This is a genomic window from Lentibacillus songyuanensis (assembly GCF_039548255.1).
In the GTDB taxonomy this organism is placed as follows: Bacteria; Bacillota; Bacilli; order Bacillales; family Amphibacillaceae; genus Lentibacillus_C; species Lentibacillus_C songyuanensis.
This window is the reverse complement of the sequence record NZ_JBCLVH010000004.1, coordinates 1-18296: the sequence shown is the minus strand read 5'-3', so window position 1 is coordinate 18296 and position 18296 is coordinate 1. Positions and strand designations below refer to the sequence as shown.

Annotated in this window: 13 protein-coding genes and 1 riboswitch; all 13 genes read right to left on the bottom strand. The window is 43.6% G+C overall.

The window, feature by feature from the left end:
- Window positions 1–240 precede the first annotated feature (240 nt).
- A complete protein-coding gene (gene hutG, locus WMZ97_RS05690; protein WP_343271118.1) occupies window positions 241–1191 on the bottom strand; it encodes a formimidoylglutamase in 951 nt (316 codons plus the stop codon).
- Entirely contained in the window at window positions 1188–2447 is a 1260-nt protein-coding gene (gene hutI / locus WMZ97_RS05685) for an imidazolonepropionase (protein WP_343271117.1), read from the bottom strand. Before hutI ends, hutG begins: the two co-directional genes overlap by 4 nt.
- A gap of 38 nt (window positions 2448–2485) precedes the next feature.
- The gene (gene hutU, locus WMZ97_RS05680; protein WP_343271116.1) at window positions 2486–4141 is read right to left on the bottom strand and encodes a urocanate hydratase; all 1656 of its coding nucleotides are present in this window, start codon (window positions 4139–4141) and stop codon (window positions 2486–2488) included.
- A 177-nt stretch (window positions 4142–4318) separates the two neighbouring features.
- The gene (gene hutH / locus WMZ97_RS05675) at window positions 4319–5833 is read right to left on the bottom strand and encodes a histidine ammonia-lyase (protein WP_343271115.1); all 1515 of its coding nucleotides are present in this window, start codon (window positions 5831–5833) and stop codon (window positions 4319–4321) included.
- 201 nt (window positions 5834–6034) lie between these two features.
- Window positions 6035–7441 carry a Na+/H+ antiporter NhaC gene (nhaC, locus tag WMZ97_RS05670; protein ID WP_343271114.1) on the bottom strand — a complete coding sequence of 469 codons (1407 nt, stop codon included), beginning with the start codon at window positions 7439–7441 and terminating at the stop codon, window positions 6035–6037.
- A 658-nt stretch (window positions 7442–8099) separates the two neighbouring features.
- Window positions 8100–9023: an AEC family transporter gene (locus tag WMZ97_RS05665; protein WP_343271113.1), complete on the bottom strand. Its 924-nt coding sequence runs from the start codon at window positions 9021–9023 to the stop codon at window positions 8100–8102.
- A gap of 461 nt (window positions 9024–9484) precedes the next feature.
- Window positions 9485–9937 carry a flavodoxin domain-containing protein gene (locus tag WMZ97_RS05660; RefSeq protein ID WP_343271112.1) on the bottom strand — a complete coding sequence of 151 codons (453 nt, stop codon included), beginning with the start codon at window positions 9935–9937 and terminating at the stop codon, window positions 9485–9487.
- An 11-nt stretch (window positions 9938–9948) separates the two neighbouring features.
- Complete coding sequence (locus WMZ97_RS05655) at window positions 9949–10995, bottom strand: ribonucleotide-diphosphate reductase subunit beta (protein WP_343271111.1); 1047 nt, start codon at window positions 10993–10995, stop codon at window positions 9949–9951.
- Window positions 10964–11224, bottom strand: coding sequence for a hypothetical protein (locus WMZ97_RS05650; RefSeq protein ID WP_343271110.1), 261 nt, complete (start codon window positions 11222–11224; stop codon window positions 10964–10966). The genes WMZ97_RS05655 and WMZ97_RS05650 overlap by 32 nt, the downstream gene beginning before the upstream one ends.
- A gap of 72 nt (window positions 11225–11296) precedes the next feature.
- The gene (locus WMZ97_RS05645) at window positions 11297–13585 is read right to left on the bottom strand and encodes a ribonucleoside-diphosphate reductase subunit alpha (protein ID WP_343271109.1); all 2289 of its coding nucleotides are present in this window, start codon (window positions 13583–13585) and stop codon (window positions 11297–11299) included.
- A gap of 216 nt (window positions 13586–13801) precedes the next feature.
- A riboswitch (cobalamin riboswitch) is annotated at window positions 13802–13981 on the bottom strand.
- A 210-nt stretch (window positions 13982–14191) separates the two neighbouring features.
- Entirely contained in the window at window positions 14192–15616 is a 1425-nt protein-coding gene (locus tag WMZ97_RS05640) for an alanine/glycine:cation symporter family protein (RefSeq protein WP_343271108.1), read from the bottom strand.
- 398 nt (window positions 15617–16014) lie between these two features.
- Window positions 16015–16539, bottom strand: coding sequence for an acyl-CoA thioesterase (locus WMZ97_RS05635; RefSeq protein ID WP_343271107.1), 525 nt, complete (start codon window positions 16537–16539; stop codon window positions 16015–16017).
- A gap of 24 nt (window positions 16540–16563) precedes the next feature.
- Complete coding sequence (gene cls / locus WMZ97_RS05630) at window positions 16564–18006, bottom strand: cardiolipin synthase (RefSeq protein WP_343271106.1); 1443 nt, start codon at window positions 18004–18006, stop codon at window positions 16564–16566.
- Window positions 18007–18296: the final 290 nt, after the last annotated feature.

The following is an 18296-nucleotide window of genomic DNA, read 5'->3' as shown; positions in this document are numbered from 1 at the left end:
TCATCAACCTTCATGTATGCTTTTCGATGAAGACGCACTGTTATCATATACAACATAGCCACTTGAGTTAACCTCCTGCAAAAAACCGCTTGGATCATTCCCTTCTTCCATTAATATTGGTTCTATTCTATCGTCAATATTTCTTCTAAGCTTAAACAAAAATGCACTAGCTTTTAAATAATCTTCAGGAAGTGACTCGACAATGACAGCAATTGTTCAACGGTCTTTGCACCCCAACCATTATCCCATTTTCTTTGCCATGATAAACTGACACATACCATACGCAGCCACCCGACTGGTCATATTCCGAAAATCAATCGTCGGATCAATTTCTACAATATCCATCACCCGAACCTTTTCATGTTGCGATGCCTCATATATCCCTGTAAGCAATGTTTGCGAATCCATTCCGCCTGGGCCAATCGCTGGACACCCTGGGGCGAATGCTTGATCAAGCACATCAATATCGACCGACAGATAAATCGCATCAACGTGTTCACCCAGTCGTTCAAGCTCCTTTTGCAAAATTTTTGCCAACGATATTCGGCCGACATCCTGCATCGAGTAAACCGTCACACCTTGTTCATCGGCATAGCGCGCGTACTCGCTGGCATTGGTGAAATCACGAATTCCAATTTGTACGAGATCGTCTCCACGAATTATGTTGTCCATTAATAGCCGGCGGAATGGTGTGCCATTGGTTGGTCCGCCATCCTCAATATTTCGCAAATCATGATGGGCGTCAAATTGAATCACACCAACGCGACCGACCTGCTGGGCATATGCTTTAATCGATGCATAGCTGATCGAATGATCCCCGCCTAACACCATCCACCACCTTGCAGCATTACTGGCATAAGCATCCCGCAGTCCTTCATAAGCGCGCTGCTGATCCCCAACGATGTCGGTCGGATCCATAGCAATATCGCCAACATCCAAGATTGGATCAGTTAATTCCAGCCCCGAATCCCCAGCATAGGTGGTATAGCTTTGTAAGACAGCACGGATAACATCAGGGGCAAACGATGCTCCCGAGTGGCTGATCGATGGTTTGGACAACGGTACACCCGCAAGTGCGAATGAGCCAGTCATCCCCGGTTTCCAATCACACAAAAGTTCTTTCACCTTGGTTGTATAACGATCTTTAAAAACTGCTTTCCCAGCTGGTTTGAAATGCCGTAATTCTGTCATCGCTGAACCACCGGCCTTTCATACAGAACCGCACCATCTTTAATCACCGTATTGGCATGGTTTACCCCATAGTGATATGGAAGGTACAAATAGTTCGGTGCATCCCAAATGACGACATCAGCTTTCCCGCCTTTTGCGATCACACCTGCCTCCCGCCCGCGGCCAATCGCATATGCCGCATTAACCGTGACAGCATGCCAGATTTCTGCCGGAGTTAGTTTTAATTTTAAGGCGGCGATTGACATGATTAATTGCAGGTTTTCGGTTACCGAGCTGCCTGGATTAAAATCGGTTGCGAGTGCAATCGCTGCACCCTGGTCAATCATTTTTCGTGCCGGGGCATAGCTGTCTTTTCCTAAATAAAAACTGGTTCCCGGCAAAATAACCCCGATTGTATCAGATACAGCGAGCCGTTTTATCCCTTCATCAGAAACAACGGCCAGATGATCCCCGCTGGTCGCCCCCAGCTCAACCGCAAGTTCCGTACCACCTAATGGATCAATTTCATCCGCATGGACCTTCAACCCAAAGCCATGCTCTTTTGCTGCTTGCAGATACCGTCTTGACTGCTCCACCGTAAATACACCTGTTTCTGTAAAAATATCCACAAACTCCGCCAGATCAGCTGCTTTTATTTCAGTAAACAATGCACGCATCGTCGCCAAAAACGCGTCGGGGTCACCCTTATTTTCTGGCGGAATCGCATGCGCCCCTAAAAATGTCGATACGATATCCAGCGGATGCTGCTTGTTTGCCTCCTTGACAACGTTCAACTGCTTTAATTCCGTTGCTCGATCAAGCCCATACCCGCTTTTCGCCTCGACCGTGGTAATCCCGTGCATTGCCATTCGATCAAGATGAAACAGCGCTTTCTCCAACAGCTCCACAAACGTCGTTTTTCTTGTTGCATTGACCGTGGATAAAATTCCACCACCTTGCTGTAATATTTCCAAATATGGCACTCCTTGCTGTTTCAAGGCCATTTCTTGTTCACGGGAGCCACCGAAGACAAGATGGGTATGCGGATCAACAAGCCCCGGCGTAACTAGTTTCCCCGTTGCATCGATAATCGTTGCCGCTTGAATCTCGCCAGCCTTTTCCGCAGAGCCGATCCAATGAATCATGCCATTCTTTACAGCAATTGCCGCCCCCTCAATCACCGCTAATTCGTTCATTGCTTCACCTTTAACAGGACCTTGTTTATCCATCGTTAATAGTTGCCCGATATTCGTTATCAGTAAATCTGCCTGCACCATAAACCCCTCCTGCTCAACCATTCTTGTAATCTATCGCCTTATTCCTGTTTCATCGGAATCGTAATATCATGCGCATCCGCAAAATCCATTGCTGTTTCGTACCCGGCGTCAGCGTGACGGATAATGCCCATTCCCGGGTCGGTCGTCAGTACCCGTTCCAATCGCTCTGTTGCCAAATCAGTTCCATCAGCAACAACAACCATCCCGGCATGCAAAGAATATCCCATACCAACACCACCGCCATGGTGAAAAGAAACCCATGAACCTCCAGCAGCCGTATTGATTAAAGCATTTAAAATCGCCCAATCAGCAACCGCATCACTGCCATCCTTCATTCCTTCTGTTTCCCGGTTTGGTGAAGCAACCGAGCCACAATCCAAATGATCCCGCCCGATGACAATCGGAGCTTTGATTTCCCCTTTGCGTACTAGTTCATTAATTGCCAACCCCATCTTTACTCGTTCTCCATAGCCTAACCAGCAAATCCGTGATGGCAGGCCCTGGAAGGAAACCCGAGCATGGGCCAAATCAATCCAGCGAATGAGGGACTCATTTTCCGGGAATAACTCCTTGATTAATTGGTCGGTACGGTAAATATCCTCCGGGTCACCAGAAAGCGCCGCCCAGCGAAACGGTCCTTTTCCCTCGCAAAACAACGGCCGGATATACGCTGGGACAAACCCTGGAAAATCAAAAGCATTGGCGATACCTTCATTTTTCGCTACCTGACGAATGTTATTTCCATAATCAAAAACAACCGATCCACGCTTTTGATAAAGCAGCATCGCCTTCACATGTTTAGCCATGCTTTCTTGTGAAAGTTGCACATATGTCTTTGGATCGGCTGTACGCAATTTTGCAGCAGCGTCCACGGAGTAACCAATCGGTACATAACCGTTTAATGGATCATGGGCTGACGTTTGGTCGGTAACAATGTCAATATCAATATCACAACTTAACAGCTCATGATGAACCTCCGCCGCATTCCCTAACAGTGCAATCGATAATGCCTTCCCTTGTTTCTTCGCTTCTGTCGCCAGCTCAATAGCCTCATCCACATTGTCCGTCATGACATCACAGTAGTTTGTTTGCAGCCGTTTTTCAATCCGGTGTTTATCGACCTCGACAGCAATAACTACACCTTCATTCATGGTAACTGCCAGCGGCTGTGCGCCGCCCATGCCGCCAAGTCCGGCAGTAAGGGTGATCGTATGCCGTAATGTGCCATTGAAATGCTTCTTAGCAAGAGCCGAAAATGTTTCATAGGTTCCTTGCAAAATACCCTGTGTACCAATATAAATCCAGCTTCCTGCCGTCATCTGTCCATACATCATCAAGCCCTTTTGATCAAGTTCATGAAAGTGTTCCCAGGTCGCCCAATTCGGTACAAGATTGGAATTTGCCAGCAAGACCCGTGGCGCATGCCGATGCGTTTTAAAAACACCGACAGGCTTACCGGACTGAACAAGCATGGTTTCATCATTTTCCAGGTTGCGCAGTGTCCTAACGATCGCAGCAAAAGCATCCCAGTTACGGGCTGCTTTGCCGATGCCACCATAGACAACCAATTCATCCGGGTTTTCGGCGACCTCTGGATCTAAATTGTTATATAACATGCGCAGTGCCGCTTCCTGCTCCCATCCTTTACACTCTAATTCCAAGCCCTTCTTTGCTTTTACATTTACTTTATTCATCAAAAATCGACTCCTTTTATATGAGATAAAAAATGGTGCAACACTATTTATCAAGCATGTTTTCGGTCGATGTTCCCCTTCCCAGGTCGATGTTCCCCTTCTCAGGTCGATGTTTCGGCGTTTTCGGTCGATGTTCCCCTTCCCAGGTCGATGTTTCAGCGTCTAGATTCAGTTTGATTACACGATTGCCCCCGCCTTTCTTTTCTCAATCCAACCACACGTTTTTAACCAATTCGTCATTGCCTCCATATCCGTTGAAAAGACACGATCTTTCGTAATCGAAGGAACCACTTCACGGGCAAGATCGTACAAGGCTTTCGTCTGGGAAGCCATTTTTTCAGTGCCTCGATATTCGACGGCCTGCATGGCGCAAATAAGTTCGATTGCTACCACCCGGCGCGCATTAGTCAGGATTTGCCATGCATGTCTGGCGGCAATCGTCCCCATACTGACATGGTCCTCCTGATTGGCTGATGACGGAATAGAATCGACACTCGCCGGATGGGCCAATGTTTTATTTTCCGAAACAAGTGATGCCGCACTATACTGCATGATCATCGCCCCTGATTCAAGTCCAGGGTTCGGACTTAGAAATGGCGGCAAATCATTGAGCTGCGGGTTCACCAGCCGCTCGATCCGCCGTTCTGCCATATTGGCAATTTCTGCGATCCCCAGTTTAATAAAATCCATGGCAAATGCGATCGGCTGTCCATGAAAGTTCCCACCGGAGATGACTTTGCTTTCCTCAGAAAAAATTAATGGATTGTCGGTCACTGCATTCATTTCGACAAGCAGTTTCTCTTTCGCATAGTTCACCGTTTGCCATGAAGCGCCTAATACTTGTGGGATACAGCGTAACGAATACGCATCCTGCACCCGTAATTCTCCCTGTTCGGTTGTCAATTGACTATCCTGTAACAGCAATCGGATTCGTTCGGCAACCTCCATTTGTTCCCGATGACCTCGGACGCGATGGACATCTGCGTCAAACGCATCCATGATTCCCTGTAATCCTTCCATTGTCACAGCAGCAATATGTTCGCTTTGACGTAACAATTTTTCTGCTTCCAGATACGTTACCACGCCAACTGCTGTCATTGCCTGTGTTCCATTAATAAGAGCCAAACCTTCCTTTGCTTTTAGCTGTATTGGTGCGATCCCTTCCTCGGTCAGGGCGGCAATTGCGGTTGTTCGCGTTCCGTTATAATCCACATCCCCTTCCCCTAATAATCCCAATGCCAGATGAGAAAGCGGAGCCAAGTCACCGCTAGCACCAAGAGATCCTTGTTCAGGGATAACCGGATGAATTCGAGCGTTTAGTAAAGCAACAAGCTGCTCCACCAATTCCGGACGCACACCCGAATACCCCTGACTCAATGCGTTTGCTCTGAGCAACAGCATCGTCCGACTAATTTCTTCCGGAAAAGCAGCCCCCACCCCGCATGCATGGGAATGAAGCAAATGAAGCTGCAACTCCTCTAAATCCTGTGTATCAATCACGACGTCACTAAATTTACCGAACCCAGTATTGATTCCATACATCGTTTGTTTCTCATGAATGAAGTCATTCACGGTTTCCCGGTTACGCCTTATTGTTTCAACGGCCTGTTCCGCTATCTTTACCTGTTCATGTTCATAGACAACACGCTCTACCTCATCAAACGTTAATGTCTTACCTGTTAACGTCACCATTTCCTGCACCTCCGCAATAACGATTTACCATAATAAAGCAGCCAATAAAAAAGAGGCATTGGTTACTTGAACCAAGCCTCTTCTGAAACAAACGCATATAATTTTAGTTTATGGATATTGTCCAGCATACAATCACCTCAAAGAAATAACATTGCTTATCTTTATTGTAATCGTTTCACTACCCTAATTCAACGGTGTTTTTTAATTTTCTGTTTCCTCTGGTCCATTCCGCTTCTGGTAAACAATCGAGAACCCAACAAAGGAGAAAATAATAGAAATAATCGGCACACAATAATTCAGTACAGCATATGGTGCATATGCCCATGCACTAACGCCCAACGTACTAAGAACAAACACGGCGTCTGTGCTCCATGGAACGAGTGCCGAGGTAATGGTCCCACCATCCTCCAAGGCGCGGGAAAGATTTTTCGGATGCAGATTTTTCTCTTTAAAACTTTTTGCATACATCCGGCCCGGAATAATAATCGAAATATATTGTTCGGCCGTAATCACATTTGTAAAGAACGATGAAATAACCGTTGTCGCACATAAACTTCGTGCTGTGCGTGCCAGCTTGAGAATTTGTTCAACAATCGCATGTAACATACCGGTTCCTTCCATCAAACCACCAAAGATCATGGCAACGACCGCCAATGATACGGTATACATCATGGAATCCAGCCCGCCTTGGTTTAATAAATCATTCACTGTTTCATTTCCGGTATCGATCGCATATCCTTCTTGCAGGGCATTCACTGCATCACCGATATTTCCGCCTTGAATAAATACTTCCGACAAAAAGCCTAAAATGATTCCGACAGTCAACGCGGGTAATGCAGGAACTTTTTTAAACACCAGCAGAATAACGACAAGTGGGACAAGCAGCAGCCATGGTGAAATCACAAAGTTGATCTGCAAGCTATTCATCACCGCATCAATATTATGTGTATCAATCGTGTTCCCTGCAAATTTCATTCCCATAATCAGATAGACAATTAATGCAATAATAAACGCAGGAACGGTCGTATACAGCATGTGTTTGATGTGTTCAGAAAGTGTTGTCCCAGCAATCCCTGAAGCAAGCACTGTCGTATCAGAAAGTGGAGACATTTTATCACCAAAAAAGGCACCAGAAACGATTGCCCCAACAATCATGGCCGGCGGAATCCCCATGCTAAGGCCAATTCCCATCCCCGCTACACCGATCGTGCCAATCGTTGACCAGGAACTGCCGATCATGACCGTTACCACCGCACAAATTATTAACATGGCAGCCAGGAAAAAGGACGGGGTAATAATTTTCAATCCGTAATAAATCATTGTCGTAACAATTCCACCGCCGACCCAGGCACTAATAATGAGCCCAACAAAAATCAGGATGATAACCGCTGGCAGTACTTTAGTGATCCCTTGATAAATATACTGCTCCAGGTCCTTCCAGGAATAGCCGCATAGCCAGGCAATGAACGCAGCTACAATGGCGCCTAACAGAATCGGAACGTGTGGAGCCCCTTCATAAACAATAATGACAAAAATCATCGCGATAATCATCACGATAAAAGGAATGAGTGCTAGTATTAATGGAATCTGTTTATTAGACTTCTCCATCCTTTTCCCTCCAATTGGTATTTACCCTTTACTGTATATTCCTCCCCTTGCCAGAGCCTATGCACTTCCTTACATAAAGTGAAACTTCATTCAGTGGGGGTTTCCCTTTCTCCCCCACTGAATGTTAGTTGAACAGAATCGGACCTTTACGGGCAGTTGACCCCACTTATCTTTTTAGTTCCACCTCAAAATCTTGAAGCGGGGGTCTTACTGCCCGTTAAGGCGGGATAATAAGAAGTATTATCTGTCTTCAATGGGGATAACTGATCATTTTCACATTATTATTGAACTGCTTTAACAACTCTTTAATACTTTACCATTGTAAAGTAATGAAGTGGCAAAGTCAATAGATTTTCGTCCGTTTTAAAACGAAGATCATAACCTTAAAGATTAATAGGAAAATGGAAGGACTGTTCGTAGTGGATGGAGCAAGGAGCATAGTATCATCATTGAGTAACTACCGAACGGGTGAAGCATGACGTCGTTCTGCCCCTCACCCAACGGATAACTACTAATCCTTCCACTGAGGCGATGAGGGACAAAACGTGGCGGAGTTTCTCTCGTTCCGGTCTTCATCGAGGGAATGACGAGGCCGGAGCGAATAGCTTTTTCATAGCTTCAGTGAAGCGATGTGGTCCTTTGTTTTTTCAGCGTGCTGTTAAAACAATTGCATCGACATATAAATCACAATTGTTACCGTGATGCTGCTGAGAAGGGTGGAAAACAAGACGATTTGGGCATGTAATTCTGGTGCCACATCGTATTCGAGCGCAAGGGTAGCCGTGTTCCTTGATGTTGGGAAAGAGCTCGCAATAAGCAATGACTGGGCGATAACTCCATCTATCCCCAATACAAAAATAAAAACAAGCGCAAACATCGGACCTGCCACAAGTCTCCCTAATAGGCTCCAGCCAATCACCCGATGAAAAGTATTAAACCGAATATCAGCCAGCTGAGCACCTAAAAGAAGCAACGCCAAGGAGGCAAAGCCATTAGCAAGTTGTTCTAAAGGAATCTGAACAACCATTGGCAACGGAACATTAAAAACATTAAAGATAATCCCCAAAAGCAATGCATGAATAATTGGCAGCCTAAGGAGTGATTTCAATATATCCATGACTGTTTTTGAGGCAGAAATTAAGTTATATAACCCATATGTATAGGTAAGCAAGTTTTGAAAGACAAGCATAATAATTTGTACGGATACGCCTAATGGATTTGCGCTGAAAATAAGCTGACTGACCGGCAGCCCGTAGTTGCCGGAATTCATTAGGGAAATACTATTTTTTAAAGCGGTGCGCTCTTCTCCTTCAAGCCTTAATGACTTTGCCAAAACCACGCTTAAAAGTATTAAACTGGTAGAAAAAAACAACAAATAAAACAACAGCTTCCCCAGTAAGCGATAATCAAATTCAGCTTGGTAAATATTTAAAAAAACAGCTGCAGGCATGAAACAGTAGGTAATAAGTTTCGCAATTGGTCGCAGCTGAAAGCGGAACTTTTTTTGTAACAATGCCCCAACGAACAGTAATATTAAAATGGGTAAAATGACTTCCAAAAAGACCAGACTGATATAACTCATATAGGACCTCATTTCCCTCGAAAGATAACGATTGGTAAATCCTGCAAATCAATTAACCACTTTTCTCCCGCTAAAATGGTATCAATACAGACCTTTTAGATTTGATAAATATTTACAATCTATCTTTATTGTATAAGATCAACTACCATTAAACAAATCAATAATTATTATTAGAAGTGATAATTATTAGTTATATATCTAGCAGAATGGAAGCTCGATGAAGGGGATCAAGTAGATTTTATTGAGGAAGGCTGGAAACAGGCAGACTTAACATATACGTCAGCTGATTTTCTTCGTTATTTTACATAATGCAGCCATTCGATTAAGAAAGAATAATATATAATCACGCCTCGTTTCAGAAGTCATCAAGCCCTCCCGAAACGAATCATGCAGAAATAATCCAGCATGAACGCTATCATGCTGGATCCATAGTACATCCCCATTATTTAAAGCTATCAAGATCACACTAGCTCTGGTTGTCGGCTGGCTTTCTCCAGCAAACAATCAACAAACCTGTCACACTTATTCACATCATCAGATTGTGGCCGTAATTCCACCTTCATCGTCACCGCCAAATCTGACTGAACATACAACATATCGCGAAATTCATCTACCGCTCCGCAAAAGTGGGGAAAGAAGCTATCGCCTGAACCAAATACTGCAGTTGGTATACTATCCATATCTGCACTTTCCAGTTCCTCATACAAAGCGAGCATCTCACCAGGGATACTGCCGTTTGCCCACGTATATGTGCCGATCACCAGTCCATCATACTGCGAAATCCGCTCCATTGGAAAATCCTTCAATGGAAACAATTCCACATATACGGATCGTTCTTGAAACTTTGCCTTCATAATTTCCGCCAATTCTTCCGTATTACCAGTCACCGACGTATAAACAATTGCAATTCGCATTCCATCATCACCTACAATTCCTCAAAGCCATTGGACTGGGTTACTTTAGAATACGTCCGCGCTTTTTGTTCAAAGAAGTCCGATTTTGTTTCATTAATCATTTCATCACTAAAGACGTGAATCCATGGCATGGGATTTTCTCGTTCCACATAAAGATTCTTCAAACCGATTTGACGCAGCCGTTTATTGGCCAGATACTCCACGTACTGGTCAAATTCCTCCAAATCAATCCCATCAATAGCAGCCAAAATGTAATGTGCCCACTCTTTTTCCAGTTCGGTCGCCTGCGAAATAGCCTGGTAAATATAATCAATATTCGCATCCGTATTGAGTTCCTTATTTTCTGCCAGCAGTATTCGAATTAACTGGGTAATAAAATAAGCATGCTGCATCTCATCACGTTGAATATAGCTGATCATCGTACTCGTTTTCAACATTTTTTGTTGGCGTGCCAAATTATAGAAGAAGGCAAATCCAGCATAGAAGTAGATTCCTTCTAAATTAACCGAGTTAACACCAAGCTTGAATAAATTCTCCGGTGTTGGATTAAATCGAAACTCGTCATATACATCGAGAATCAACTGGTTACGTTTCATAATAACAGGATCGCTTTTCGCCTGATTAAAGCGGCTATTCTGTTCGCGTAATGGCACCAATGAACTAAGAATATACGAATATGACTCATTGTGTACCGCCTCTTGCTGCGAAATCACAGCAAAAATCGCTTTAAAACTGGAATCCGTCACATAGTCCATCGCCTGATTCATGGTCGGCGTCTGCAAGCTGTCAAGCATGGCAAGCTGTGTATTCACCCGTAAGAAAACGTCCTGCTCCGTTTCGCTTAACAAGTCCCACTGTTTGATGTCATCCTGCATATTAATTTCCTGCGCCTTCCAAAAGTTTGACAACAACGCCTGATATAGATCATACATTTGTGGATAAGCAATATCGTTCCAGTTTAATAGTCCGGAAGATTTCCCGTTGATAATACCCGTTGACTTATTCGGATACTCTGGGTTCAATAAATTAATACGTTTGATTGGTGTATTGACTGACATTTGATAAAACCTCCCTTGGGGACAGCCGAGGCTGCTGAAAAAGTGAAATCGATTCGTTTTGAAAACCTCTGCATCTCGCACGTTTCAAAACCGCTGTCGCACGTTTCGGGCTTGTTCCCGCACGTTTCAGGTCCGCTCTCGCACGTTTCGGGCTTATTCCCGCACGTTTCGAACTTGTTCTCGCACGTTTCAGGTCCGCTCCCGCACGTTTCAGCCCGTTTTCTTGCAAACGATTAGAAAAGGTACTTTTCAGCGATCTCGGACAGACCCCCTATTATTCTTTATCTTTAACATCCACTCACTAACTATGGCACGCTTCACATTCCTCAATCTCCGCTTGAGACGTGCTTCTGACATAATACGTGGTTTTTAGACCCTGTTTCCATGCTTCTACATGCAAGTTCAATAATTCCTTCGCTTTAATATCATGCCTTACGTATAGATTAAAGCTGATTGCCTGATCCACATGACGCTGACGGGCTGCATTCTGCCTGATACTCCACAGCTGATCCAGTTCATGTCTGGAACGGCGATAGTAATTATATGTCTCATGGTCAAGATCTGGTGCCGTTACTTTAAACTTAAAGTTCTTCTTTTCCTCCGCATATTCGACCGCATAGATTGGATCAATGCCATCCGTTGAACCGCCAATTTTTGCCGTCGACGAATTGGGGGCTACCGCCATCAGCCAACCGTTACGAATTCCATGTTCGCAAATCTCCTCCTGCAGTGCTTTCCAAGCTGCGGAATCATATCCTTTACGAGCAAAATAAGCACCCGTTTCCCATTCCGATCCAGTGAATTCCTTGTACGCCCCTTTTTCTTTCGCCAGTTCCATTGACGCTTTGATCGCATAATAAGCAATCGTTTCGTAAAGTTGGTCGGCATAGTCAACAGCCTGTTCCGATTCCCAATGGATGCCAGTCTGTGCTAACAAGTGATGCCAGCCAAACGTACCAAGTCCTACAGCGCGGTACTTCCGATTGGTTATCTGTGCCTGCCCTACCTTGATCGTATTCAAGTCGATCACATTATCGAGCATCTGCATTTGGATCGATACCAAACGCTCAATCACGTCATCCGCTACCGCACGCGGAAGATTGATCGATGATAGATTACAGACGACAAAATCACCTGGTTTACGTACCATTACAATGTTGCCATCCGCATCCTCATATTCATTTGTAATCGTTGTTGCCGACATATTTTGCATAATCTCGGTGCATAAGTTACTGCAATAAATCGACGTTAGTCCCTGACCGCGAACATGTTTATTCGGATTTTGGCGATTTGCCTCATCCCGATAGAACATATACGGGGTTCCCGTTTCCAGCTGTCCCACCATGATCCGCGCCATAATATCCATCGCCCGATATGTTTTGCGCGGCAGCAATGGATGATTAACCGCCTCTTCGTACTTTTCGGTAAAATAGGCACGATCCGTTTCATCGTAAAAATCTTCTAACCCAAGCGCTCTGCCAGACGCATCCTTCCAGCCCATGATTTGCTTGACCTGATGCGGACAAAATGTGTGCCATTCCCCTATGCTTCGGCCATTTTCGTCGACTTCCTGCAATTTCTTCATAAATAAGTCAGGAATGGCCACGCCGGTAAAAATATCGTGTGCTTTTCGACGTTCATCGCCATTATTTGTTTTTAGATCAAGAAAACCGTTCATGATATCTTTATGAAACACATCCAAGTAAATGGCTACCGCGCCCTGTCGTTGACCAAGCTGATCTACGCTGACCGCAGTATCGTTCAATAAGCGGATCCATGGCACAACCCCTGATGAGTTTCCTTTAAACTTCTTAATATCCGAACCCAATGCACGAACTTTTCCGTAATAAATACCAATTCCGCCGCCATCCTTACTAAGTCTGGCAATATCCCAGTTATTCAAATAAATCCCATCAAGTGAATCCTCCACCGTATCGATAAAACAGGATGATAGCTGGCCAAAGCTTTTTCCTGCATTGGCAAGGGTTGGTGTAGCAACGGTCATATACAAATTGCTCATTGCCCAGTACGCTTCCTTCACCAATTCAAGTCGTTTCTCTTTTGCCTCGTTCTTCATTAGTGTCATAGCAATAATCATGAACCGTTCCTGGGGCAGTTCATATACTTGATGGTCGTGATCACGTGTTATGTATCGATCGGCAAGCAGGAAGAGACCAATATAATTAAACAGCTTGTCCCGCTGGGGATCGATTGCTGAAGCAAAGGACATGATTTCATCTCTGTCATATACATCCAGCAGATCCGTTGCATAAATACCTTTATCCGTAAGTGTTTGGATTAATTGATAAAAATCCCCATATTTTTGATCCGCATGATACCCGCGATTTGCGGCTGCTTGCTGGTACAATTCATTTAAATACATATGGGCTGCGACAAACGTCCACCCTGGCTGGTCCATAGCGATGTGATTTAACGCGTAAAACAGTGCATGATTGTTTGCTTCCTCTTTGGAAGTATCCATTGTAGCTAATTGCTGAATAATCCCTTCTGCTTGTAAATTATACTTCTGTGCTGCATCCTTAATAACATCAATTATTCCATCTACCGTAGTATCCATCTGTGTTTCCATTGTTTCTTCCTCCCTTAACGCTTCGGGAAATTAAAAAATCCACACCTGTGAATGGAGTGGATTGAAACAACAATGCCAAGTTATTCCATAAAAGGAATAGGAAATGCTAAAATCATTTCCTTTCTAATTGCTGGTCGGCACGATTATTTCATTTTCTCCATCCCCGAAGAAATTGAAATTTTATTTAGACATGTATTCAAATGTCACCAATGGGCATTCGAACAACTACGAAAGACTGGTCTCCTGACTTATGCTTCATCCTAAACCTGAGCCCTTCCTGTTTGAAAATCACAGTGGTTCTGCTCAGTTCGTCAGCACTTACAGTTGCGGGGGCAGCCCTGGATTTGCACCAGGTTCCCAATTAAGCTAATTCGCATCTTTTGTGTCAAATACTATATATAGTTTTTACCTGCAAACATTTACACAAGATATTGTATTACCTACTATTACCTATCCTAAATTAAATTTGTGCGTTTGGCAATAGGTTTCGTAAAAATCTTTCGGAAAAACGTGGATAAAGAAAAAACTGTCCACGTCAGCAGACAGCTTTTTCTATTTCTTAACAAGCTTGGAGCTCCCCCATTAAAGGAAGTTACACTTTATCATCTATTTATCTGCATGTGAAGCGTTTTTTCGATCCCATAATTCAACACCGCTGTCATCCTCTAATGTATCACGGTAAAATACCGGATCCTTTCCGGCCTTGCGCTGCTCGCGGTAATCGTTTAGAACGCGGTTGGCAATCTTGAACAGTCTGGCAATGGCGTATAGGTTTACTAAAGCCATAATAGACATGGTCAGATCAGCAAGTGCCCAAACAAGATCAAACGATGCGATGGCTCCAAAAGCAACCATCAACAGAACCGCAATACGGTAAATAAATAACCCTACTTTGCTGTCTTTGATATACCCAATGTTGTTTTCCCCGTAATAATAATTTCCAAGAATCGAACTGTAGGCAAATAGGAAGATGGCTATGCCAATAAAGACCGCCGCCCACTCCCCGACATGCGCCTGAACAGCATTCTGGGTGATTTGAATTCCGTCGAGCTTGCTTCCCTCATAGCCGCCAGCGGTAATAATAATAAGCGCAGTGGCACTACAAATTAAAATCGTATCAAAAAACACGCCCAAAGCCTGAATTAAACCTTGCTTGGCTGGGTGGGAGACCTCAGCTGTTGCTGCTGCATTTGGCGCACTACCCATACCAGCTTCGTTCGAGAATAATCCACGTTTAATTCCCATCATAATGGCAGCACCAAATCCACCACCAGCTATTTGCCGAATCCCGAATGCGTTTTCCACAATGACTGCAATCATGTTTGGAATCGCTGTTATATTAACGACTAATATATAAATAGCAAGGATAATATAAAGAACAGCCATCACCGGAACAATGATTTGGGTAACGTTGGCGATGCTCTTTAATCCGCCAAAAATTACAATCGCTGTCAATAACGCCAATATTATTGCCATTAGCTTACTATCAAAGTGAAACTCATTGGAAAAAGCCAGACCAATCGTATTCGACTGGACCGAATTAAACACCAGACCATAGGTAAATGTAATAATAATAGCAAAGGCAATAGCAAGTCCGCGGTTTTTGAGCCCCTTTTCGATGTAATAGGCTGGACCGCCGCGATATTGATCCGCCTCGGGTACTTTATAAACTTGAGCCAGCGTACTTTCCACAAAGGCAGACGCTGATCCCAATAACGCAATGATCCACATCCAAAACACGGCCCCTGGTCCACCCGCTGCTACTGCGGAGGCTACACCGGCAAGATTTCCTGTTCCAACTCGTGAAGCTGCACTAATCGCAAATGCCTGAAATGAAGAAGTCCCTTTTTTACCCTTCGCACTAACCGCCCGTTTATCAAAAATAACCCGGAACATTTCAGGAAACATTTTAAATTGAACAAAGTTTGTCTTTACTGTAAACCATAGCCCTAACCCAAGTAAGACGACAATTAGAACATACGTCAAAAAGTTATCGTTCACATTCTTTACTAACGCTTCAATGAAGTCCATGTAAAATTGATTCTCCCTTCAAACATATGAAAACCCCTTTTATTAGATATTGGCCAAAAAGTCTCTAAATAATAGGCCGCAATCTGCAGTACGTCGTTGGTTTTTATTCTGATACCTTTTGAAACTTGATCATCCCAAGCATCTTTTTACCTTTCCCGTAATTGACCTAAAAAAAACGTCGCATGGATTTTTCCCTGGCTTGTAAACAGAAAAGAAGCCGTATGGTTGGCTTCTTTTTTTCCTGATAGTGTACTGCAATATTGTATCTTAATTATACGTTTAGGTACAACCTTTTTTTATTGGAAAAAGACACTTGCCGTCCATCGGCTTCAGAAATCGGCGTGCTCTCTGCCGGTTAAAACAGCTCCCATCTGCCTAACAAACAACTCGAAACTTTTTCACCCTCTTTTTTTATTCCACGGATATTCTGTCCCAAAATTTTCGGCCATTTCCTTTGAGTTTCTTCGCCTTTGCTTACGTTGTTCAGCACGGGCTGGGGCACTTTGATGTAACTGCTTTTCCTGGTCGGTCTCTGGATATACGTCTGGGACCGGGATCGGACGGCCGTTGTGATCCACCGCGACAAAGGTCAAAAATGCGGTTGTACATACACCCCTATCTCCTGTTAGTAAATCTTCCGTTACCGCCTTAACAAAAACCTCCATCGATGTGTTATGCGTCCACGTAACAAAAGCTTCCACACAAATGGAATCTCCTTCCTTGACAGGCTCTAGAAAGTCAACGGAATCGGTAGAAGCGGTAACAACCGGCAGTCTAGCGTGACGAACCGCTGCTATTGCCGCCACATCATCAATATGTGCCATCAATTTTCCGCCAAATAAAGTTCCATGATGATTTGTGTCTGGCGGCAGAACATGCGATGTCTTTACTACTAATGAATTGGAACAGGCCTTACTCTCCATGATGCATTCTCCTTTTGTAAAATCTTATAGGATCGGTGATAATAACCGGGATAGTGACTCCTTGAACCGGATGCCGATCGAACGTTTTTCATATAATTTTTTCGTCATTTGGGTGGACATAGCGATATCTTGCTCGAATGCCTCTACTAACTTTTCGGCAATTTCTGTGTCATATAAAAATGCATTGACCTCAAAATTTAGCCGGAAACTGCGCACATCAATATTGGCAGTACCGACGGAGGAAATTTCCCCATCGACGATAATCATCTTCGCATGCAGAAATCCGGGTTGATAAATGAATACCTCTGCACCAGCATTCAATAAATCGCCAATATAGGATAGTGTTGCCCAATAAACAAACGGATGATCCGGTTTGTTCGGGATCATAATTCGAACGTTCACACCAGACAAGGCAGCAATTCTAAGCGCATCCCTTAAGCTTTCGTCAGGAATAAAATAAGGGGTTTGAATATATATATAGTGTTTCGCCGACAAGATCATTTTAATATACCCATTTTTTATTTGTTCCCAATCGGAATCTGGGCCACTGGAGACAATTTGAATCCCCACATCTCCTTCGGGCACTGCGGCATAATAACGATTATCATATAAAATATCATTCCTTGACGCTTGATTCCAGTCTAGAATAAAGCGGGTTTGCATATTATTGACCGCATCGCCAATAACCCGCAGATGGGTATCCCGCCAATAACCGAATTTCTTTGTCTTACCAAGATATTCATCACCGATATTAAACCCGCCGATATAACCAATTCTCCCGTCAATAATCGCAAGTTTACGGTGATTTCGATAATTAATTTTAAAATTGACTTTGGGTATCTTTGGTGGGAAAAATGCTTCTACTTCCCCGCCAGCCTGGCGAATCCGCTTAATAAATTTTCTGCTTAACGTACGGGAACCCATATCATCATAAAGCACCCGAACTTCCACACCCTCTTGCGCTTTTTTTACCAAACAGTCGGCAATTCGTTTGCCCAGCTGATCATAGCGAATAATATAATACAATAAATGAACATGATCTGTTGCGTCCTCCATATCATTGAGGAGTGCCGTAAATTTTTCCATGCCATCGGTATAAATAGAAACACGATTATCCTGGGTAAAAATAGCATCATCATTTCGTAAGTGTAAAAAGTATAAGTCCTTATAGGCAGCAATCGCAGGATGTTTAAAAACAAATTTATCTTCTTCAAGCGCCTTTATTTGCGATTGTACAGCTTTTTTCACCCCTAGTCTACTTTTGGTATCCCATGTGAATATTCGCTGTTTACTGATCGTTTTACCAAATATTAAATACAAAACAAATCCAACAATCGGAATAAATAATAAAACCATCAGCCATGCCCAGGTAGCCGTTGCATCCTTACGCTCCAGGAAAATAATCGTGAAGGCAAGAGCGATATTAACAATTGTGATAAAACCCAATAAATAAGGCATGAACACCATGACAGCTTCTCCTTCCAAATAGTTACCACATTTTCGTTACCTATAACTATTATGTAAATAAATAGCATTCTAATCCAAGTTCATACTAACTTATTATTGTATACTAGTGGCGATGAAAAACAAAGAAATCCGAAAAGCAGCCAAGACGGAACAGAAACTGCCTGCATAAGACGGACATCACAGAGTAGAAAGTTTCGTGCGTAGTTGATATAGACTCCCTCAGATAGATCCATTTTACTAGTAAATGCTCGCTTATTCGCAGGATTTCAAATCCCTTGTAAGGATAATGA